Origin of the sequence: Candidatus Erwinia haradaeae (assembly GCF_900698985.1) — a bacterium.
GTDB classification, from domain to species: domain Bacteria; phylum Pseudomonadota; class Gammaproteobacteria; order Enterobacterales; family Enterobacteriaceae; genus Erwinia_E; species Erwinia_E haradaeae_B.
The window spans coordinates 683,084-707,173 of record NZ_LR217730.1 but is presented as its reverse complement, the minus strand read 5'-3'; the positions used below and the strand labels follow the sequence as shown (position 1 = coordinate 707,173).

At 27.5% G+C, this 24,090-nt stretch carries 9 protein-coding genes and 4 tRNA genes; 9 read left to right on the top strand and 4 right to left on the bottom strand.

What is annotated here, in order from left to right:
• The first annotated feature begins 5,585 nt into the window (after positions 1-5,585).
• Together lpxP and acpS are read left to right on the top strand one after the other, a co-directional pair.
• Positions 5,586-6,506, top strand: a complete 921-nt coding sequence (gene lpxP / locus ERCIPSPA2889_RS02195; RefSeq protein ID WP_157989226.1) for a kdo(2)-lipid IV(A) palmitoleoyltransferase — start codon at positions 5,586-5,588, stop codon at positions 6,504-6,506.
• Positions 6,507-7,689: 1,183 nt separating this feature from the next.
• Entirely contained in the window at positions 7,690-8,070 is a 381-nt protein-coding gene (gene acpS / locus ERCIPSPA2889_RS02190) for a holo-ACP synthase (RefSeq protein ID WP_157989225.1), read from the top strand.
• Between the two features lie 1,921 nt (positions 8,071-9,991).
• On the opposite strand, the gene pth is transcribed toward acpS, so the two are convergent.
• Together pth and tmk are read right to left on the bottom strand one after the other, a co-directional pair.
• Positions 9,992-10,576 (bottom strand): aminoacyl-tRNA hydrolase, encoded by a 585-nt coding sequence (gene pth / locus ERCIPSPA2889_RS02185; protein WP_157989224.1) that lies wholly within the window; start codon positions 10,574-10,576, stop codon positions 9,992-9,994.
• Positions 10,577-11,097: 521 nt separating this feature from the next.
• Entirely contained in the window at positions 11,098-11,733 is a 636-nt protein-coding gene (tmk, locus tag ERCIPSPA2889_RS02180) for a dTMP kinase (RefSeq protein ID WP_157989223.1), read from the bottom strand.
• A gap of 855 nt (positions 11,734-12,588) precedes the next feature.
• Between tmk and ERCIPSPA2889_RS02175 the strand changes: the two genes are divergently transcribed.
• The 5 genes from ERCIPSPA2889_RS02175 (at position 12,589) to ERCIPSPA2889_RS02155 (ending at position 14,404) form a co-directional block, all read left to right on the top strand.
• Positions 12,589-13,758 (top strand): FAD-dependent monooxygenase, encoded by a 1,170-nt coding sequence (locus tag ERCIPSPA2889_RS02175; protein WP_157989222.1) that lies wholly within the window; start codon positions 12,589-12,591, stop codon positions 13,756-13,758.
• 198 nt (positions 13,759-13,956) lie between these two features.
• A tRNA-Thr gene (locus ERCIPSPA2889_RS02170) sits at positions 13,957-14,032 on the top strand.
• A gap of 13 nt (positions 14,033-14,045) precedes the next feature.
• Positions 14,046-14,130 (top strand) — tRNA-Tyr (locus tag ERCIPSPA2889_RS02165).
• Positions 14,131-14,249: 119 nt separating this feature from the next.
• Positions 14,250-14,323, top strand: a tRNA-Gly gene (locus ERCIPSPA2889_RS02160).
• A 5-nt stretch (positions 14,324-14,328) separates the two neighbouring features.
• Positions 14,329-14,404 (top strand) — tRNA-Thr (locus tag ERCIPSPA2889_RS02155).
• A 473-nt stretch (positions 14,405-14,877) separates the two neighbouring features.
• Here the strand turns inward: ERCIPSPA2889_RS02155 and cysK are convergent.
• Positions 14,878-15,825: a cysteine synthase A gene (cysK, locus tag ERCIPSPA2889_RS02150; protein WP_157989221.1), complete on the bottom strand. Its 948-nt coding sequence runs from the start codon at positions 15,823-15,825 to the stop codon at positions 14,878-14,880.
• A gap of 1,605 nt (positions 15,826-17,430) precedes the next feature.
• Here cysK and asd point away from each other — a divergent pair.
• Entirely contained in the window at positions 17,431-18,300 is an 870-nt protein-coding gene (asd, locus tag ERCIPSPA2889_RS02145) for an archaetidylserine decarboxylase (protein ID WP_157989220.1), read from the top strand.
• Between the two features lie 47 nt (positions 18,301-18,347).
• Positions 18,348-21,638 carry a miniconductance mechanosensitive channel MscM gene (mscM, locus tag ERCIPSPA2889_RS02140; protein ID WP_157989219.1) on the top strand — a complete coding sequence of 1,097 codons (3,291 nt, stop codon included), beginning with the start codon at positions 18,348-18,350 and terminating at the stop codon, positions 21,636-21,638.
• A gap of 158 nt (positions 21,639-21,796) precedes the next feature.
• Here mscM and epmA read toward each other — a convergent pair whose 3' ends face one another.
• Positions 21,797-22,783: an elongation factor P--(R)-beta-lysine ligase gene (gene epmA, locus ERCIPSPA2889_RS02135; RefSeq protein WP_157989218.1), complete on the bottom strand. Its 987-nt coding sequence runs from the start codon at positions 22,781-22,783 to the stop codon at positions 21,797-21,799.
• Positions 22,784-24,090 lie beyond the last annotated feature (1,307 nt).

Genomic DNA, 24,090 nt, shown 5'->3' with positions numbered 1-24,090 from the left:
TTTTAATACGTTGATTATATATAGTTTACACTATAATAAAAAGAGTATCAAAATATTAGGTAGATTCCTACGGAGATTCAATAATTTTATTATCAATTAATTATTGATTAACCTTTATAAAAATATTTAGATATATCTAGATAAAACCCTGTTTATCTAGATTTAGAGGAGATTTTTTTTAAAAACAGTTTTTAAAATCAATTAAGATATAACTTGTATAATCTTTATATTAATCAAGGATCTTATTTGTTCATGCTCTAAAAATTCCAATACATGAAAAATTTTAGTTAAGATAGCATAAAGCATAGAATTATTATAGATATTTTATAATTTTGTACAATGTGTAATATATTGTTATATGAAAATTGTTATCCTTTTAAAGGTTTTATGTGGTTTTTTGTAACTATTTTATATAAAAATATTTTTATAGGCAAAAATAATCCGAGGGTAGGATATCTATCTAGTGATAATATTTTTATACATATTAAAAAATCTATATATATGAATATATTGTTTACAATTAGCAGGTTTAAAAGTTTTAGGTTTATTTAATTTAGATGGTTCAATCAGAGTTGATATAAAGTACATTATTTTTTAAAATTTTAAAAATTGAGCGCCTATTTAATAAACAAGAGACAAAATAAGCAAAATTTTTAATGTTTGAATTTTATAAATTATTGTGCATTTCGCTTTGAATATTTTATATTTTTAAGATATTTTTTAATTAATCTATATTTTATGGATGTAAGTTACAAAATTATATAGGTATTTAAATCTAGGTATTATATAGTACATTTTTAGTGTAATCTAAAAATAGATAGTTAATATTATTTATCATGGCATTCTAGAAATGATCTAGTAATTGTTTAATCATACCAAAGAAATCTTAATATAATTTAAAATTATATTTTTTTATTTTTTATATTATAATTATACTATGATTAGTATAAGAACTTTCAGACGATAATTCATAAAAAATAGATAACTGGACTATCTTTAGTTTGTCAATAGACAAATATTAGAAAACCGCAATTTCTATCATTAATGTAGCCCACAAATACAAAAAATTTTTTCAGTGTGTTTTATTTGTATTATCTACTATTGTTATTTTTACAAATTTTTTCAGAGTGACTAATGCAGTTAATTTTTGGAAGAGTGTAGAACAAGTCTGGATACATTTCATTATATTTTCTTTCATTGCATTTATAATATTTTTATTTGTGAGAGTAGAGATCTTGAGTGAAAGTTAATGAAAAATATATTTGGATCATGAGTTAGATTTTGTCTTTTACATAGATATTAAGTCTTTTTTTTGATATAGAGTAAATTTTTTAAAGTATCTCTAAGTTTTATATAAGTCTATATAATCTATATATGCACTTAAAACCGCCAAATAATATTATTAGTATGTTTATTTTATAGCGTAAGCACTCTTCTATTATTTTTTATATTACTATAGATATAGTAATATGCTATATTTTGTTAATATTTCTAAAATTTGATGAGAATAAATGGTTATTTTTTTATTTGGAAAATGATAAAATATTAAATTCAATGTTTTTAATTTTAGTATATGAAGAAATTATAACATGTATTAAATAGATTTATGTTAACAGAAAGGAATACAAAAATTAATGCATTAATGTTTATTGATTGCAAGGATCAAACGTAATTATTTGTTTAATATTAACACTATAAATTTAGATACAGGTTTATCTTATATGGATATAGAGAAATAAATTAAATTTTTAGATGAATAATACAGCTATAACTGACAAGAAAGAACCCGTAGATTTTTTATGATCATTTATTAGTAGTACTACGGATGACCAGAGTTTCAATAGTATAAAAAAGAACATTCATAGTGATAATATTAATAGCTCCTAAAAAACATTATAGTGACTTCATTCATAAAAATTCTAAAGTATATAAAATTATTGGGTAAAAACACTCATGGTATGGTTTTAGAATTTTACTTATATTATTATTTATTTGTCACATTTTATCACTGAAGCACAGGATTTTAGAAAACTGAATAATTTGGTTAATAATTATAAATATTTGTAAGGGAATAATTAAAGAGTTCGTGAAAAATAGCAGAAATTATTGTTACATTTAATGATAGTAATATATAAGTTTTTAACTTACTTCAGAGAAGAATTCTATTTATGAAAATAAAAAACTAATAGTAATGTTATTAACATAAAGCTCTTTATGTATGTATATTTTTCTATTTAGATTACAATATTATTTAGAAAAAGTATTAAAAGTTTTCAATTAGCAGTTAATTTGTACTATACAATATACTATAATTAGTAGAAATAATTGTTTAGTGTGTGATTTTTATTTGAATTATTTGTAGTAAATACTTTCAACTTATAGTCATCCAATAGAAGTCAGTTGATGGTATATAACAATATTTAATCAAGGATTATATATCACAAACATATATTAATTTAAGTTATGTGTAATTTATATAGTGATCATTATATAGTAATTAATCTTAATTTTTGAGATTTTGTTTGGTAAGAAATGATAATTGAAGATAGTACTTTTTCATATGATATACACATATTATGTCTGTATCTTCAAAAACATTATGAATTATTACCTATTTAATTATCTAATTTTAGATTAGATTATGATGAATATAATATTGATGTTATTTTTAAATTCTAAGATCTACTTTAGATATAAAATATAGTTTTTATTTTTTACTAAAATACCTAATAAAATAATTTATTTATAGTATCTATTAAGATATAAATAATACATTTTTTAGTAAAATAGGTTTAATGCGTTATACTGTCATAGGTCATTAAATCTTTATAGAATAAAAATAAGAAATATACTATATTTTCTATAAAATTAACACTATCTATGTTAGATGTTAAGAATAGAATGATAGAATATATTAGAGAATTTTTTTAATTATATATAATTTTAATAAAATTATGAATATACCCTCTACTATAGAAGTTTCAAATAAAAATACTAACTTAATTATAAAGTGGTTGTAAAAAATTATTTTATATGCAGAAATTTGTTTAAAGTATCTCTTATTAGTCTTAGATAAGACTGTTATATAGATCTATTTTCATACTATAATAAAAATTATTTGTTTAACTAAATATATTAATACTTAGTTAATATAAGTAATGATTTATTCTTTCTAATAAATATAGATTGCATAAATATTCATATATATATTTTAAAATATTTATATTTGACTATTTTATGTTAACCCCTCTGAGGAAATCTTTTATTTTATTTAAGATTATTTAATATTTTTTAGTTGAATAATTTTATAATTTAAAATTATAAAAGATATTATTATATGATATCTATGATTATAAATATTTTGTAAAATAATCTGATAAAATTGAAATATCTCTAAAATGATGAAAATAATATTTTATATTTTGAAGATCTGTAATAAATGCTATATTCTATTATAAAAATAGGCTCAATTTTTATGCATTTATCTACATCAGAAATGATCTATTAAAGTAGATATAAAGTATTCAGTATTTATTGAATAACTTATATTTTTTTGACTTTTCTAGATCAATAGGCTTGTTATAAGAGTATTTGAGTTTATAGTGTAACTGGAGTTAAATAGATGTAATAATACGAAACATTAAAAAAACCATTATTAAAAAAAATATTAATAAAAATTAGATTCGTGTTTATTAAATTATTTACTACTTGTGTAGTTTGGTTATATTTTTATCACATATCATATAATTATTTTTATAAGTGAGTCAGATCGGTAATTAGTACTCTGTACTATAATAGATAGGATTACTATAAAGGCAGATTCTTTTAGATTTTATTGTGATATAAATAAATGTTATTTTATAGTTTATGTGGGATAATTTGGAAGTATCATGATGATGAAAATTTTAATTATTTTCAATATTAATAAAGTATAAGATCATCTGATGTAGATTTACTGGAGCATCAAGAGAGAAGTTAGGCTTTTTGACAGAAAAAATCTCTCTATCAAAAAATGACATTATATTTATTAGCATAATTTAGTATATATTAATTCAGAAAATGGGCATCGTGACTAATTATGTAGAATATTTATATATTATAAACAATTATAAAAAAATTTTCAGGCTGTAGTTATATAATTTTATTAATGTAGATATATTTGTATAAATAATTAAGTTATCCTGATCTTTTATGGTTAGGTTATATTTGATATAGTTTAAAATATAAAGATGTTAGAAAAATATTACAAGTATATAAAATTCTATCATTTTTTATGCTCTTTTTAAATATCCAAAAAGAAGCTACCTACCTAAAATAGTTATATAAAATTTATGAATACTCAGAAGATCAGGAAAATTATTGGTATATTTTGTAATAAAATATTATCTGGTAATGCGATTATATGTAAAAATTTATAGAGATTTATTAATTAATTTTTATATAAAATGTTTTTATAGATTGAAATTAAACTAATTTATATTTAAATTTTTATGTTGCAAGAGGCGTCACGTATATTATAATTTTTATAATATGATCATACACTGCATGGTGCATAGTGTTTGATTATTTTTGTGTTCTTGTCTCATTTTATACTATTAAGAATGATTTATAATATAAATTATAATAATATTTCTACATTATAGTAATAATATAGATCGATCTAAATTTTACCTAATAAAAATCGAGAGACATGGTGGAAGATTTTTATTATTTTGACTTAAATAAAAATAGTATTTTTTGAACTATTAGAGTTAATAGTTTTATTTTTTTTATATTTAATAAAGTATGCTGCATTATAGATGTATCAGAAGATATTAAAAATATCTATAGTTTATCTAACATTTAATATCTAATTAATCGAAAAATATCAGGCTTAGATAGTGCTGAATTTTTTAAGATCAAGAGTATATATATTCTAAATTAATATAATTGTAAGATTAATCATATTAATTGATTGTTAGGATTATTTTTATTTTTAATAAGCAATATATAAAATATCTTTTTTATTTTATTATTTTGTCTCATTAATTGATCAACAAAGTTATGATAGTTGTGTGTCTGCATAAAAATATCAGATATATTATATACATGAAATTTTTCTAGATATTCAATTAAGGCAATATTTACAAAACGACATCATCTGATTTTATTGAGCTGTACATGATAAAAATAGTTAAGAGTGTAAATATTTCTGAGCATCACTCATGGGATGAACGTTCTCTAATAATTTTACATACTTTATATAGTTAAGTAATGTTATATTTTTAAAAATAGTCCATGTATATAAATACTTATGATAGCAACTTACTATGCTATAATAATAGGTTATAAGGTAATTTTTTCTAAAGATCATCAATAAATACTTATTTTGCATTTCTTTTAGATAATTTAAGTAGGACTCTTCTATTAGCAAGCATGATATCCCTAGTATAGATGACGATAAGTATTATCTATAACAGATATAATAAGAATTTATTTTTTGAATATAATTATATTATGTATTGTATATATTCTAATTCAAAAAAACACTCTACTAATTTTTAAAAGGTTCTAAAGTTAACCAATTAATATGTATATGAGTATATATGCATCAGGCATCAAATTTTCATAGAGACTTCATACGTCCTCGTTATTGGCTAACTTGGTTTGGTATTAGTATTTTGTTTCTTTTAGTTCGGCTTCCATATCCTCTATTATATCGGCTAGGCACTTGGATGGGTCGTTTATCTATGCGTTTTATGCAGCGTCGTATGTATATTGTACGTCGTAATTTAGAGCTTTGCTTTCCGGACATGGCTAGAGATGAATTAGAGGATCTCATCAGTAGTAATTTTGAATCTCTAGGAATGGGATTATTAGAAACAGGTATGGCTTGGTTTTGGTCTGATCGACGAATCAAGCATTGGTTTAATGTTAAAGGTCTTAATCATTTGCGCGCCGCACAAGAAACTGGTCGCGGAATTCTTATGATTGGTGTACATTTTTTATCGCTTGAGATGGGTGGTCGAACTATGGGTTTGTGTCATCCAATGACGGCTATTTATCGTCCACATAATAATAAAGTAATAGAATGGGTTCAGACTAGAGGTAGAATGCGTTCTAATAAGGCAATGATAGACCGACGCAACTTACGTGGTATAGTGCATGCACTAAAAGAGGGTGATACTGTTTGGTTTGCACCAGATCAAGATTATGGTCCAAATGGTAGCGTTTTCGTTCAGTGGTTTTCTGTTCCTGAGGTAGCCACAACTAGTGGGACTTGGGTGCTTACACGCTTAGCAAAACCTATACTCATGCCTGTGGTATTAATTCGCAAAAATAATTGCAGTGGTTATGAGTTAATTATAAACGAAGAACTTCAAGATTATCCAATAGACAATAAAATGCAAGCGGCTAGATATATAAATCAAATTATTGAACGTGAAATTATGCGAGCTCCAAATCAATATATGTGGTTGCATCGTCGATTTAAAACACGGCCTGATGGCTTAAGATCAATATATTAACATTAACGATATTTTAAATATTGTTTAGCATAAGCCATAATTTAAAGTGCATATATAATATATATAGAAATAAATGATTATTTAATGCCTGATTAATGAAAGATACATTAATCGATTAGAACAAATTTAAGTTTTCAATTATATTGTACACTACCAATATTGATTAGTTATGAATTTTTATCTGTGTAAAGATATATTTTATAATAAATTTTTACTATATTTAAAAAATAGATTGCATTGTTATATATACATTATCGATGTGTTATAAGATCTTGTGTATAGATAAAATGTTACATTTTCATCTGAATCAAATTATTTCTGTATGTAATTTATGATCACGGTAAATCTAGGACTCTATTTAATCAAAAGTTATAGTTGGTTTTTGAGCGGTATCTACTAAGGTACTCTTTAAGATTGCAAGCTAGATGAGAATTAATGCAAAAAATTCTATATCTACTGTATATAAGATCTAATAATTCATAAAATAAGAAGTGATTTTTCTTAAAATATAGAATGTATTTTTACGATAATAATTATGATTATAATTTTTAGAAACAGTTAAGATTAAGTAAAGATTTATTGCGGTTAGATTAAATAAATATTAAGTAAATAGCGTATTTTTGCTAATAATTTGTAATTCGTAAATAATAACTCAGTGTTATAATTTTGTATTTATTACTCATAGCATAAGTTAACTGGAAGTAATGTAAGAGATTTAGGAAAACTCACTGGTTATTTATAATGCATGGAACTTATTTAGTAGTTATCATACAGTAAAATAATTTAAATTTTTAAGATATGATTTAAAAAAAATCTTTTTATAATATAATCAGTATTATACTTAACTCAATATATAATATTGTGTTAGAGGTGCTTACTTTTTAGTTGCCGCGCCTAAAAAATACGTGTTATCAATTTGTATCATCGGGTAATTTTGATCATAAAAAATTATTAGAAAAACTTAAATATTCTTGAATAGAGATTTTATTTTTATTCAGCTACACTAATAATATTTAGAGTAGATCATTTTATTACATTTTATCTTAATAGTGGATAGATCAATGAGGATTGATATATTTTTTTCTGTAGTTTTAAAAAAATAACAAAAAAAGAGATGATTTTATATGTATTGGTTATATAGGGTCAAATAAAATATGAAACAACTATTTGGTGTTATTTTATAATGTCTATTTGTGGTATAGGAATTGACATTGTAGAGATTATTAGAATACATACAGTAATCGCGAAGGTAGGTGATCGATTCGCAGAGCGTATACTAAGTGATACTGAGTTCGGTCAATATAAGAAAAATATCAAACCAGAGCTTTTTCTTGCTAAACGTTTTGCAGTAAAAGAAGCAACCGTTAAAGCGTTTGGCATTGGTATGAGAGGTGGTTTAGCATTTAACCAAGTAGAAACGTTCCATGACAATTTAGGCAGGCCTTATTTATGTCTTTTAAAACATGCCAAAGTAATAGCACAGACTTTATGTCTGACACGCATTCATGTTACGTTATCTGATGAAAAGAAATACGCTTGCGCTATGGTGATTCTTGAAGATTAATTTTTTTTATAGTATAAAAAAACTCTTTCTTAAATATATGTCGGATTATATTTATAACTTATTTTGCAATTACTGCATTTTTATTAAAATTTTGTATTTTAGTAAGCCTTTATCTTAGTTTAACTAATATTAATTCAATAATTAAATTGTAGTTATTAAAAATATAGGGATGTTAATATTATTTTATAATTGAGATAGTATTTATTTGCACTCAAATCTGATACGAAAATTTATTTTAGCATCAATATATAAAATTGGTATTAAATAAAAGAGCACTTTGTTTTTTGCTAAACTTTGTATGTAAGGGATAAATTTTTTATAGAAAAACAGTTTAATATTATATTAAATTTTCTTGATATTATAACAAGATAATACAAATATAATACTTTTTATCACTATTAAATTTTATATACAAATTGAGTTTTGTAAGAATTTATGAGAATGATTTTTTCTAAGGTAACTCAGGAACTTAGCAAGATAATAATCTTGTACGATCAATGATTAATAATCCTTCATCAGGAGAAAAATAGTGGATGAGTTATTTATATTAATGTTTATAGAATTTTTGATAAGCGTCCAATAATCTTGGTAAGACAAATTATATCTATAATTATAGTAATTTTAGTGCGTATAAGTATAGTAAAATAATAAAATTATTTTCTATATAAGTTCTTTGTATTTCATTCGCTAATTCTTTCAAGCATTTATTATATGATATTAGTAATATAATAATTGTGGCGTAAAAAATATACTGCTAAAAAATTAATATACAGTGTACAGCTCTATTTAAAAAAGGTTTTGGACTAAAATTGTTGTCACAAGTGATAGTAATTAAATTTGAGATTCTTTTATCTATTTATAACACATATAAAGTATATAATACTCTAATTATCATTTTAAATGTTATGTACTTAGGTAATAAGTGGTATATTAAATAAATAAATAGGGTTTTTACTTCATTTTATCCTCAGATCTAAGTTATTAAAGCACATACCTCATATCATAACTAGATATAGTAGTCATACAAATATCTTACATCTCCCATAAAATTTTTTTATGTATTGAAGATTAATGGTATATGGATATAAGTAAGGATATCTCCTATTTTAGAGTTTTTTGGATTTTTAGAATTGCTTTTTATTTTAGAATGTATGTCAGGTTGTGATCATATTCTCGATAAAAAGAACCAAACTGGATCTATTTATTTATTAAGCAACTACACCCAAGAGCATTACTTTTATATTAATTGTGTGCATAAATGTTGTGTACCTCAGATATAGCTAAACAATTATTACCATAATTATATAATTTAAAATTATTATTTTTTCTGCATTATATTCTTATATACATATATAGATCATGTCATCAGCAGTATAATTATTTATTTTTTTGATAGAACCTGTCGCTCTCTTTATCTTATATATGATCGGAAAATGTATTAAACATGCATCATGTAAAGTATTTAGTGTGATTTTTACAGATGTAAACATTTATTATAAATAGAAAAATGGGAGTTGTTAACGTATTTTTTGCAATGATATTTCTTTGATATTCGCAAAGAGGTTAATTAAAGATACTCATAAATTTTTTATACAAGTATGAAATAATATATCGTTACTCTATTAATATAAATTTATTATACAATATAACAATATATTATATAATAAATATTATATTTTAATTTTAAAAGTGTAGCTATTGGCCTATTTAGGTCTCATATATTATATATAATATTTATTATATATAATATAGACTTTAACATTTTTAAGTAAAGATTATGATAATCGTGTATGTCACTCAATCAATTCTAGTTAATGATGCGATAAATATAAAATATTTAAGAAGGGATGAGCTTTGAATAAGGATTTTAGTTATCTAAAATTATTGAAGGCTTTTTTTTTATAATAAATAAGATTAAAGATTAAATCGCTCGAAAACAATGCAGACGGCTAATTGCTTTTATTCGATTTTCTTTTAACCAAATCTCAGTACAAAAAATTGCTTCATTAATTGCATTGTCAATGAGTTTTTGTTCTGTTATTTTTGGCGTACCTAAGACAAATTCTACTAATTTATCACGATCTTCTGGACATCCAACGCCAATACGTAGGCGATGAAACGTTGTATCATTGCCTAAATTTTGGATAATGTTTTTTAGGCCATTATGCCCTCCGTGAGTGCCATTTTGTTTAAATTTTGCAATACCTGGTGGGAGATATAATTCATCGTGTACTATGAGAATATTTCTCACAGGAATTTTATAATATAGTGAGATAGCAGCCACTGATCTACCACTATCATTCATGAAAGTTGTGGGGATCAATAACCATATTTTTTTATTCCCTATCTGTAAATGTGCTGTATAACCAAAAAAATTCTTTTTTTGTAAGATCTGATTATAACGTTTAGCTAGCTTATTAATATACCATGCTCCGGCATTATGTCGAGTTTTGGTGTATTTCTCTCCAGGATTGGCAAGTCCAACTATTAATTTAAGATCACTCATATTATGTAATACTCTATGTAGTGTATTGTATTTTACAATGTATCTCTACTTCATAAAGAAATATAAAAATATTAATTGATGGTATGTTGGTAATTGATTTGCGTCATAACATGCTATCTATATGTTAAATTTTATTTTACCCGTACCGCTAAAAATTATTTTATATGGTGTTTGATACAATAAAAAATTATTTTACTTAGAAACATGTCAATTTTTCTATTAAGTAATTTTTATACATTATTTTTTTTAATTGCAAAATTTCCATTATTTTGATATTTTAATAAGGTTATAATTTAAATCACTTTAGACTCTTGTCATTAATATTAAATAACATCATATGTTAATGATCGTTTAACATATATGCTTCATAATTTATAAATTTGTTCTAAAATATGACTTCTTAATACTTTTATTTATTTTTTCTAAAAGATATGCGATAATATCATTATATGCTTAAATATTTTGATATATCTAAAAAATTTAACTATCTTATATTATCTAATATAATATAGTTTATAGATTTAAGGAATCGTTCGCAACCATGGATTAATAATGTTTTCTATATCAGTTTTAACCTTTTCCTTTGAGCGATTCGCATCAATAGTGTAGATTGTCATATCGGATTTAGCTATGGCTAAATATTTGTTGCGAATTTTAGTAAAAAAATGTAATGGTTCTTTCTCAATCCGGTCTAATTGTCCACGTTCTGTTACCCGTTGTAAGCTAATTTCAGGAGAAATATCTAAATATAACGTCAGATCTGGTGTAAAATTACCAAGAGTCTCTTTTCTTAAGCAACGAATAAAATCATGACTAATCTCACGCCCTCCCCCCTGATATGCTTGTGAAGATAGTTCATGACGATCTCCTATCACCCATGTTCCTCGAGCTAATGCTGGTTTTATCACATTTTCTACTAATTGGACACGTGCTGCAGATACGACAAATAGCTCAGCGTAATGTGTTATTTTCTCTTTATGGTACGTATCGTTCTTAAGTAATTGACGTAACTTCTCTGATAGTGGTGTGCCACCTGGTTCGCGTGTATGGATAATATTATGAATACCGTATTCATGTAGTATAGTAGCTACTACAAGGGATGATGTTGTTTTGCCTGCCCCCTCTAATCCCTCAATGGCAATAAATTTACTATTCATTTGGTCTCTGTCGGTGAGGCTTTGAAAAGTTGTATGATAATTAATAAGTGTCTAAAAATTTATTAGAATCTAAGGATTTATGTTTACACAAAAAATTACATAAGATATTGTAAATTATTATTTTTATCTATACTCAATTATTTATAATTTTATATGCGACAATCTTTAGATAAGTTTATGGTATATAATATATTTTATTTATTTAAAATAATAAAATTATTAATTTTTTAGTAAAAATATATGTAATTTTTTTGACTAACTTTCTTTACTAATATGTTTTTCATAAAAACTCTTAAGTTATACCTTTCAAGTAAATTTCTGTTTTTATTCTAACCTCTGTTCTAGCTATATTTGTCAGAATTATTTCAGATCATCTGTCATAATGCAATTCAGAGATTATCATACTTATTTTTATATTTAAGCTATAAGTTTTTTTATGTAGTATCCATGTACTAGAGGTTATGTTACATTATATGTCATAATAAAATTATTTTGAGATAATTAATTTAGTATTTAAAAAATTTTATAGTCTACTATATTAATAAATAAAACTACTATCTTGATAAAGAAAAATAAAACTTTGCATGGATTTTGTCAATGTATTTTAATTTAAATCTTTATAACTTTAGTGTATATAGAAATACTTTTGTAAAGATAATTTTTAATATAAAATAATTATCTATAATAGTTTCTGAAGAAATATTTCAGAAAGTTTTTAATTGAAAATCTAATTTACTACATATTAATAGATCAATAGTTATTTAAGATCTATCATTTGTATATAAAATAACTAATTTTATTAGGTATAGTATTATGATAGATTAAATAGACTTGAATAAAGGAATTATATTGCAGATGCAACAGACTGTGGAGGTTGTGATCATTGGGGGCGGGTTGACAGGGGCAGCATTAGCTAGTGGTTTAACAAAATATGGTTTTGATGTTGCGGTAATTGAACAGGAAGATACGCCTCGTTTTAATCCATTATCTAATCCAGGTCTTCGAGTCTCGGCTATCAGCAATGCTTCAGTTAACTTATTACAGCAGTTAGAAGTTTGGCCGCAGGTTCTTCTTATGCGTTGTGCTCCGTATTGTGTGCAGGAGATCTGGGAACATCCTATGGCACGAGTCAGACTAGATGCTAGATCTCTGGGTTTAACTAATCTGGGATATATAGTTGAAAATGATGTATTAAAATATGCATTATCGAAACGATTATATCATCAAAATGTATTTGTACTATATAAAACATGCTTAAAGAACTTACAAAGAATAAATGGAATTTGGCAGATTTCTTTAGATAATGGTAAAATTTTGCGAGCATATCTTATTGTGGGTGCAGATGGATCACACTCACAGGTAAGAAAATTAGCCAATATTAGAACCCATGGTTGGCAATACACGCAGTCTTGTATGCTTATCAGCGTCCGTTGTTTTAATCATCCTGGGAATATTACTTGGCAGAAATTAACTCCTAAAGGTCCTCGTGCTTTTTTACCATTATTTGGATATTGGGCGTCGTTGGTATGGTATGGGGAGCCTGATTATATTAAAAAACTACAATTCATGACTATGTTACAACTCCAACGTGAGATTCAGTTACATTTTCCGGCTCGCATTGGAAAAATCACCCCGATAATGGCTGGTTCATTCGCACTAAATCGCAGTCATGCTATGAATTATATATTACCAGGATTAGTATTAGTTGGTGATGCAGCACATACCGTTCATCCACTCACAGGACAAGGTGTTAATTTAGGTTATCGTGACGTATTGGCTTTGATTACAATCCTAAAAGATGCTCGCTATCAATCGGATAACTGGTGGTCAGTAAATGTCTTACAACGCTACCAATATCAGCGTCAAAAAGATAATCGTCTTATGCAAAATGGGATTGATTTATTATACCGCATCTTTAGTAATCAGTGTCTATCAGTAAAGATTGTACGTAATGTAGGATTGGTAGTAGCTAATCACGCAGGGGCAACCAAACACGATGTATTAGCTTATATGTTAGGATTATGATATATATACTAAATATTCTTTAATAAGAGCGTTGTATTTTTAAATATACTAGATTTTAGTAATTATAAATTATGGAATTTTCTTTTATTATGATATAATTAATTTGATTATTTGTGTATGTATGTCTTTTTTTTAAATAAATATGTAAATTTTTGTTGCATATCTTATCTGGTCTTTTTAAACTAATAGTTATTTAATGCCGGTTTAGCTCAGTTGGTAGAGCGACTGACTTGTAATCAGTAGGTCACCAGTTCGATTCCGGTAGCCGGCACCATTTAAAAAGTATTGGTGGGATTCCCGAGTGGCCAAAGGGAGCAGACTGTAAATCTGTCGTCATCGACTTCGAAGGTTCGAATCCTTCTCCCACCACCATTGCTCTAGAAGATAACACTGATCAATATTTTTCTATTAAAGTATAAAGAACGCTAATTATGTAGAGTGACAGAATATACATTAAAAATATCTTCTGGATACAATAAACCATTTAAGTAGCGGATATCGTATAATGGGATTACCTCAGCCTTCCAAGCTGATGATACGGGTTCGATTCCCGTTTTCCGCTCCAAATATGCTGATATAGCTCAGTCGGTAGAGCACATCCTTGGTAAGGATGAGGTCCCCAGTCCGAATCTGGGTATCAGCACCATGAAAGATGTTCGCTGTTTTAAATATCTGTTTTAAATATTTTAAATGAACTATGCAATATTATAACTAAAGCTATAAGTTTTGTTATATATGGGTATTTTTTATAACTTTTCTAAAGATCTAAAAATTTTACTATACTAAAAAAATAAAAAAGCATCTCTAACTCATATCATTTAGAGTAAATTATCTAAATAAAGATTTTTACTAAATTAAATAGAATACACGATATTTTCGTACATAAATTATAAGTTTTATTTTGGTATTGTAATAAGAAGCCTTGCAATTATTAAGATGATAGTAAATTTTAAGATAAGTATATCTTAAAATATTTTGACTGCTAAAATTGCGAGAGGAATTAAAGAGACATCATCTTAATAATTTAATAAAAATAAGCATGCCACATATATTTAATAGATATATAACCTAAAATGAAGTTTTTCACAAATCCAAAATATATTGTGTGAAATTAAAAAGTTAAAGATCAGCAAATAAGGTAGTGGATAAATAACGTTCTCCAGAAGAGGGTAAGATTACTACCATATTTTTTTCTAGAAATGATTCCTCTTTTTGTAATTTTATTGCCGCAGCTAAAGCCGCTCCAGAAGAAATCCCAGCTAAAATACCTTCTTGTAGCATTAAAAGACGTGCAGTGGAGATCGCTTCTTCATTTGTAATAGCTATTACACGATCTATCAGACTAATATCAAGATTATTTGGAATAAAACCGGCGCCAATACCTTGAATTTTATGTGGACCCGGGGTAACTTTCTTACCATTAAGAACTTGCGAGATAACAGCAGAATCACTTGGCTCTACTGCAATTGAAATGAGATTCTTCAGTCCTTGAGTCTTTTTTAGATACCGACTTACTCCTGTAAAGGTCCCTCCGGTACCAACGCCAGCGATAAATACATCCACATTACCATCACAATCTTTCCAAATTTCTGGTCCAGTTGTACTTTCATGAATCGCGGGGTTAGCAGGGTTATTAAACTGCTGTAGCAAAAGGTATTTATCTGGATTGGTAGCGACAATTTCTTCTGATTTTTTAATGGCTCCCTTCATACCCTGTAAACCTTCAGTCAGAACTACATGAGCTCCTAATGCTTGTAATAATTTTCGACGTTCTATACTCATCGTTTCAGGCATAGTAAGTGTTAAGCGATATCCTCGTGCTGCTGCTACATATGCTAAGGCGATTCCAGTATTTCCGCTAGTTGGCTCAACTAATTGAATATTTTTTTTAAGAATACCACGTTCCTCTGCGTCCCAAATCATACTAGAACCAATACGACATTTAACGCTAAAACTGGGATTTCGTGATTCAACCTTTACAAGAATTCGTTTATTGCCAATACGATTCAATCGGATTAATGGAGTATGACCAATTGTAAAAGAGTTATCTGAATATATTTTGCTCATAATTTATCCATAACTATATCAAGATTTAGCTTTTAAATAGTTAGTGTATCCACATACACTATCATGTAGAAAAAATACATTTTTATATTTTATGTTTAAATTATTTCATTGCAGATACGATATGATCATTAGTATAATGATTTCTGTGTAGTGTGAAATATATATTAATATGACTATATATAGAACAGAATATATAATAAATCACACATCTTACGATAAATATCAATATCTTTAATTAATAATCGATTATTTAAAATGACTAATACATCTAGGAAGATTAGAATGCTTGTTTAGGAATATTGTCATAATTATAGCCAGAGATTTGAATATTAGTATTTAATAATGTATTATTGTTTAATTATAAACTAATATACATCAAATACTAACTTTAGTTAGTAAAAACTAAAATATAGAATTATATTCTATTAATTAGTGATTAAAGATTCACATCTAGATATTATTCTGAATATTTCATATTAGCAATCATGCTATATGATACAAAAGTATATAATAACAGCATATTTAGTTAATTGTCCACGCTTCTGGATGTAGAGGCAGTATTCTAGAAGAATACACCTACCTTCATCATTTTAGTATTTATAAATTCGTTATTGATTTTTTAATTTTTATTATTGATATATCACCAACATTGATACTGCTATCTAAGAGTGGGATGAAATATGATCGATGTCAAGTTTTTCTAATGCTCCCTTTAAAATATACTGTTGAATATATATTTTATATGTTCATAAGATTACAAAGTTGTATTTTTTGTTTTATAGGACCTGTGAGTGTATATGTACATGTCATATAATTTAAAGAGATGCATGATTAGTAGAGCTGAGTATTGATCTATATTTTATGATATGTTAAGTATGAATATGCTTAATGTGATATAATACAATAAATTGTTGTTTATACTCATTAGTATATAGTTAAGTTAATGTAAGATTAAAAACTAATTAAAAAAAAGTGATGTTTTTACTCAGTAATACACTACACAAATAAGATCTTAATTGTCTTTTGTAATTGATCCGTTTACTTTCATGGGGCCTATTAAAATGATTATAAAGATAAAGTCCTTTATATGCATTGATGTAAAGGGATATTAGTTGTTAAGTTTATCAAAATTATTAATAAAGTTTTTTTAACGTATATTTATAAGAAATATTTAAAGAATATCCTACTCTAAATATGTGAATAATATAAAAAATACATTACAATATTTACAAGTAATCAAATAAGATATTAATAGATTATTAAATTATCTTTAATGATTTACAAAAGATAATATAAAATAATAATAAAATACTTGAGAAATTAAATATAATAATATGGCATATTTTTATTTTTTGCATATAGTTTTTAGTATATATATTAGATATTTATCTCTTATTTTAAGATCTCCTGTATTGGATGTGTTATCGATTACAGATAAATCTAAAATTATAAATGAATCATTAAAGAGTTAATGGGTTATTTTTAATATACTTATCATACATAATATCATTATAGTGTATTAATTATCATTAATAGTGTTATATATTTCTATCTAATAGCATTTAGTCTATTAAATTTACAGTTTTTTGAGCTCATGAGGTTGATATGTTAGATTGCATAAAACTCGCCTTACATCAAGTTGTTCCTAAAACAGTTATAACTGAACTTCTTGGCTGGGGAGCAAGTAAACATATTAGATGGATTACTAAGGCTGCAATTGATACTTTTGTTTGGTATTATAAAGTAGATATGCAGGAAGCTAAGATTGTCGACACAGCGAGCTACCATACTTTTAATGATTTTTTTACGCGCTCTCTACGTGAGGATCTTTATCCTATAACAAATAAACCAGAATTGTTGATCTCTTCTGTCAGTGGAAAAATTAGTCAAATAGGAACTATTCAAGGTGATCAGATCTTTCAGGCTAAAGGGTATTCTTATTCTCTCTTATCGCTATTAGCTGGAAATTATGCTATGACTAATTTATACCAAAATGGTAGTTTTATTACGACCTACTTATCACCAAGAGATTATCATCGTGTTCATATGCCATGTAATGGTATTTTACGTGAAATGATGTATATACCTGGTCAGCTTTATGCGGTGACTCCATTTATAGCGCGACATATTCCTAATATATTTGCACGAAATGAGCGTGTGATTTGTCGTTTTGATACTGATTTTGGATCTATGGCACAAATTTTAGTTGGTGCTACTATTGTTGGAAGCATTGAAACTACTTGGTTAGGAACCATTACTCCACCACGTAAAGGAATTATCAGGTGTTGGAATTGGTCTGTTAATAACACAACAGAAGAAAATATTATTTCTTTAATGCAAGGGGAGGAGATGGGTCGATTTAAGCTTGGCTCAACAGTGATTAATTTATTTTCTCCTAATGCAGTTACCTTAAATCACAATCTTGCAGCAGAAAACTACATTCGTCTTGGTGATCCGATTGCTATCGTGCAGTAGCTAGGATAAACTACAGGTGGTTATCATCAACTGATTACGAGATAGCCATGTTATATTTACTTACTATTGTTATAGGTTGGATTTATTTCCAGCCAGTCTATGGTTCTAATGTACAAAGTACATTGCAAATTATTAAAAAATATGAGGAGCCAGAGACTGAAAAAAATACAATTTATCAAGAAACGAATAATCATTCTATACTTTCCACGTCTCTATATTGGCTGAAAGAATATCAAAAATCTTTCAATCGCGCTCAAGATTATCAGAAGAGTATTGATAATTTTCCTAAGAAGTCTCGTGAGTTTCGTCAAGAAATGAATCGGCAGATACTTTCGTTTCAATCAGTATTAACTAACATGAGTATTGCTGAACTTGAAAAAGAGATTCAAAAACTTAGTAAACAAATCGTAAAGGAATACCATCAATCTAAAATAGAGAATGATCGCGCTCAAGACATTAATGATTCTCTGTCTTTTTTACCAGATAGGCAGTCTGTATTGCGTCACTCTTTACATAATTTATCGCGTCAACTATATGTTTCACCCTCCCAAACTACTACTATAGAGCAGTTAAAACAAATACAATATCAGGCAGAGCTTTCTGCACACAAGGCTAAATTAAATGAACTTATTTTAGAGCAGTTATCGGCAAATAATCGACAAAAGCTCGCACATATGCAGGCTGAAATACATCAACGTACAGCTGCGGCGCTAACTCAGAGATTGCAAAGATTACGGAATCAATTACACAGTCAGCAGCAGAATTCTATAGAGCGCGCTTTAGAAATTAATGAGAAATTAGTAAGATTTCATAGTAAGATCCCAAATAGCATTACTGAACAATTTCATATTAATCGTGAATTATCATTAGAACTAAAACGGCAAGCTTTTCGCATGGATTTAGTGGCTTCTCAACAGAGAACGGCTATTATCCAAACAATGCAAATTCGTCAGGCATTAAGCACTATTTGTGAGCAATCTCAATGGTTAGGAGCTTCAAATGCTTTAGGTGAGGCGCTTCGTGCATTAGTTGCTCGTCTTCCTAAGATTCCAAAACCACAGCAATTAGGTAGCGAAATGGCTGAGCTACGTGCAAAACGCTTGTATTATGCAGATCTACTAGAACAAACAGCATTAGCAATACATACTAACCATCATTTTCTTAACAAGGATTACGAGCATTTACTTACTGCACAATTTCAAAATCAATATAAACTTTTAACCTCATTATTATCTGGTTGCGATGCTTTAACCCTTGAGTTAACCAAATTAAATGTCAGCAATAGTCAATTAGTAGATGCATTAAATGAAGTAAAAGATGCCACTCATCGTTATCTATTTTGGACAGCTGATGTTAGCGCATTGCATATCACTTACCCAGTTGAATTATTAAAGGATCTACAGCAGTTTTTATCATTAGATACACTAGGTCAATTAAGTAGAGCAATGGTAATGATGGTGACTAGCCGTGATACATTTCTACCAATTTTTTTGGCTACCATATTCGTTGCTTTTACTGTTAGCTCTCGTCATCATTTTCGCGCTTTTCTTAATAGATCCGCCAGTAAAGTTGGAAAAGTTACACAAGACAAGTTCAATCTAACTATACGAACTGTTTTTTGGTCTATTCTGGTCGCAATGCCATTACCGGTATTATGGGAAGCTTTAGGGTATGGCCTGCAGCATGCTTGGCCTTATTCGATTGCAGTGGCGATTGGTGATGGCGTCAGTGCCAGCGTACCCTTATTATGGGGATTTATGATTTGCAATGTCTTTGCTTGTCAAAAAGGCTTATTTATTGTGCATTTTCGCTGGCCAAAATATCGAGTAGATCTTGCTATGCGTTTTTATACATTATGTATCGGAGTAGTAGTACCATTAATTATGATGTCAATAGCCTTTGCTACTCTTTCAGATCGTAAATTTTATCCCACTCTTGGTCGCTTATGTTTTATTTGTATTTGTGGTGTATTAAGCCTAGTAACAGTCAGTTTGAAACGTGCAGGGATTTCATTATATATTGATAATAAAGAAAATTACTCAACTGTCATTAATAAAATTTTATGGAATATAATGATTATCATCCCTGTAATAGCATCTTTAGCTGCTTGCATTGGTTATTTGGAAACATCTCAAGCTTTATTAGCTAGACTTGAAACCTCATTAGCGATCGGTTTTCTTTGTCTAGTAATCTATCATGTTATTCGTCGATGGATGTTAATTCAGAGACGTCGAATTGCTTTTGATCGGGCGCGTACTCGACGTGCAGAAATCCTTTCTCAACGTATTCGTACTGGAGAAAAACTAACATCTTATCAGCATATCACTGATAATATAGATACAGAAGATACAACTATTAATTTAGATGCTATTAGTGCGCAATCCTTACAACTAGCGCGATCACTTCTTACATGGATCGCTTTGCTCTCTATGATTGCCTTATGGTCAGAAATTCATGCTGCTTTTAGTTTTTTAGCAAATATACGTCTTTGGGATGTAAGCACTACCATTAAAGGGGTTGATACTATACGAGCAATAACGCTTGGATCAGTAATGAATGCTATACTAGTTTTAATTGTAACCACTCAATTAGTAAGGAATATGCCGGCTTTATTAGAGCTAGCTCTATTGCAGCATCTTAGTCTCACGCCTGGCACGGGTTATGCTATTATCACTTCTACTAAATATTTAATTATAGTATTTGGTAGCTTGACGGCTTTTTCTTTAATTGGTATAGATTGGTCTAAATTGCAATGGCTAGTTGCTGGATTAAGTTTAGGGTTAGGTTTTGGTTTACAGGAAATCTTTGCTAATTTTATTTCTGGATTAATTATTTTATTTGAAAAACCAATTCGCATAGGTGATACTGTAACGATTCGTGACCTTACCGGTACTATTACGCGTATTAACACCCGCGCCACAACAATAACTGATTGGGATCGAAAAGAGATCATTGTACCTAATCGATCCTTTATTACTGAGCAGTTGATTAACTGGTCACTATCAGATTCTGTTACGCGTGTGGTGCTAAGTATTCCTGTTTCATTAACCGCTAATAGCGAGAAGGTGACAAAAGTTTTGCTTGATGCTGCACAACATTGTCGTTTTGTCTTAAAAATTCCACCTCCAGAAGCTTTTATAGTAAATGTTAAACAAGGTATACAGTTATTTGAATTACGTGTTCATGCTGCTGAAATGGAAGATCGCATGCCATTACGTCATGATCTTCATCAGTTAGTCTTACTAGGTTTTAAAGCAAGTGGTCTAGAAATTCCATGTCCAACGTTTCAGATACGCATGGATTTATCTGTATCTCAATCCAGTCAGTGTAAGAGATAAATATTACCAAAAATTGGTAGGATGTATAATCTAATATTATAGGTTAATCTATGTAATTTTTTCATACTAATTCTACAGAGAATTATCATAGGATTAAAAAGATGATTAAGAGCTAGAGTAAGTAATTTTTAGAATGATTATAGTGTGATAATATATAATTAACAACGATCTACTGGAAAGGCAATAACGTCGCTCAACTTTTCTGCCTTTAGAGCTAGCATAATTAAACGATCAACACCTAATGCAACGCCAGAGCTCTCTGGCATACCCTGGATTAACGCACCTAAAAAATAAGTATCAATAGGTTTTTGTGATAGACCTGCAGCCTTGCGTTCATAATTATCTCTTTCAAAGCGTTGACGTTGTTCATCGGCGTCTGTTAGTTCACAAAACCCATTTGCAAGCTCAATCCCTTTGAAATAAACCTCAAAACGCTCAGCTACACGATTATCTTCTTTACTAAGAACAGCAAGCGCAGCCTGAGTTGCAGGGAAATTATAAATAAATACGGGTCTTTCTGTGCTAATTTTCTTCTCTATGCCATTGATAAAGAGAAGTTGTAAAATTGTGTCTCGATTTTTTTCGTTTTGAGTAAGATTATTGAGGCCAAGTTTTTCTGCAGCTATGCGTAGTTGAGAATTATCTGCAGATAATGGGTCAAGATCTAAGTAGCGTAAAAATGCTGTCTGATATGAACAAGTTTCTGCTGTTGGACAGTATAATATAGCCTGTAATAATTCATTAACTTCAGTCATTAAACGATGCATATTATAGTGTGGCTGATACCATTCTAATATTGTAAATTCTGGATTATGATAACGCCCATATTCTTGGTTTCGAAAACTACGGCATAACTGATAAATAGGACCACTACCCGCTGCTAGTAAACGTTTCATGTGATATTCAGGGCTAGTTATTAACCAGAGCTTAAGACCAGATATATGTTGTAGGTCTTCAGGTTTTAAAAAGAAAGTCTCAAATGAGGAAATATTTATGTCAGTTACCGTAGCCTGGCTCATAGCTGGCGTTTCCACTTCTAGTATTGCTCGGTCGTAAAAAAAGCGTCTTATTTTAGCGATAATTTTTGCACGGTGAAATAAATTAACAAGTGACGCACTTGGACGCCATTTATTTATAGTGTTCATTTTATGCGCCTAATCATTTTATGTAGTTTTGATTATCTTTTAGGTATTGATAGATTATAAAAACCTATGATATTGCATTGTAATAGATAATTGATCTTTTATAAACCTCACTTTCTTATTTTTTCTTAAAAACAGCTGTGCGTTTATGTTAATCTATTTTTTACAGATTGATACTTTAGTAGGAGATAGTTATCTATTTTTATGATAAAATGTAAATTTATATTAGTTATTTTAGAAAAAATATAGCTATAAGTCACTTGACTGTAAAATAATGCATCATTTATAAAAACTTCTTATATTAGTTAGTCTCAAAGTGTCTGAATAATTTAGCATGTAATATTGAGCGTTTAACAATACACACATAATCGTTTGTTTTATTATTGACTTGTGTAGTATTGATATGATTATCGTTCATATATTTTATAAATATTGCGAGCTCTGTGCTTTTTTTGTGATAGTTATTTTATAGAGTTTATAATAATTCTTATTCTATCATTAAGGATGATATTATTTTTATTGGTAGTAACAGAAGATGCGTGTATTATTTTTTGTCAAGAATAATTAATGCTCTGGTTTTTAGCTAGAGCAATAATTATATTGCATTAATTTTCTATAACTGAATGTTTCGGGATTTTTTAAATAATTTCTAGGAATATCATATATTTATACATTATCAAGAGCTGCACCTCTTTATTTGATCTATGTATTCTTATGATGATTAATAGTAGCTTTCATTTAGCTACATTGTTTGTATATAGTTATAATATGTGCAAGGTTCTAAGTCATATTAATATAATTATCTAATTATTTCAGGGAATATAAAAAATTTAAAGGTATAGTATTACTAAAGGTGAATAATATTAATTATTTCTTAGCTATCTATAATGTGATCATAAATTCTATGAATCGCTTATGATACATGAAAAATATTTAATGTTATTAGATTTTTGTTATGTTCCTGCTCATAATGTGTATATATCAGCTTCTTTAATTAAAATACCTTAAGAATTTTATCTTAAGCGTAGCATAAGTGTTCGATTCTTTAGGATATTAGTGCTGCTATTTATGCATATTTTAATTTATTATACATATAATAACTTATTAAGTGCAATCTAAAATTTTATTTTTTAAAAAACATAGAATATATATGACAGATTGTAATAAAAGACCATAAATCATGCTGATATTACAGTAAAAGTTGTTTAATTGCTTAATTTTTTGATATGATTATTATTTAAATAATATAGATGATCTGAACTAAAATGAGGAGAATACATGTTTTTATTACTTTTGACCAAACAGAGCCA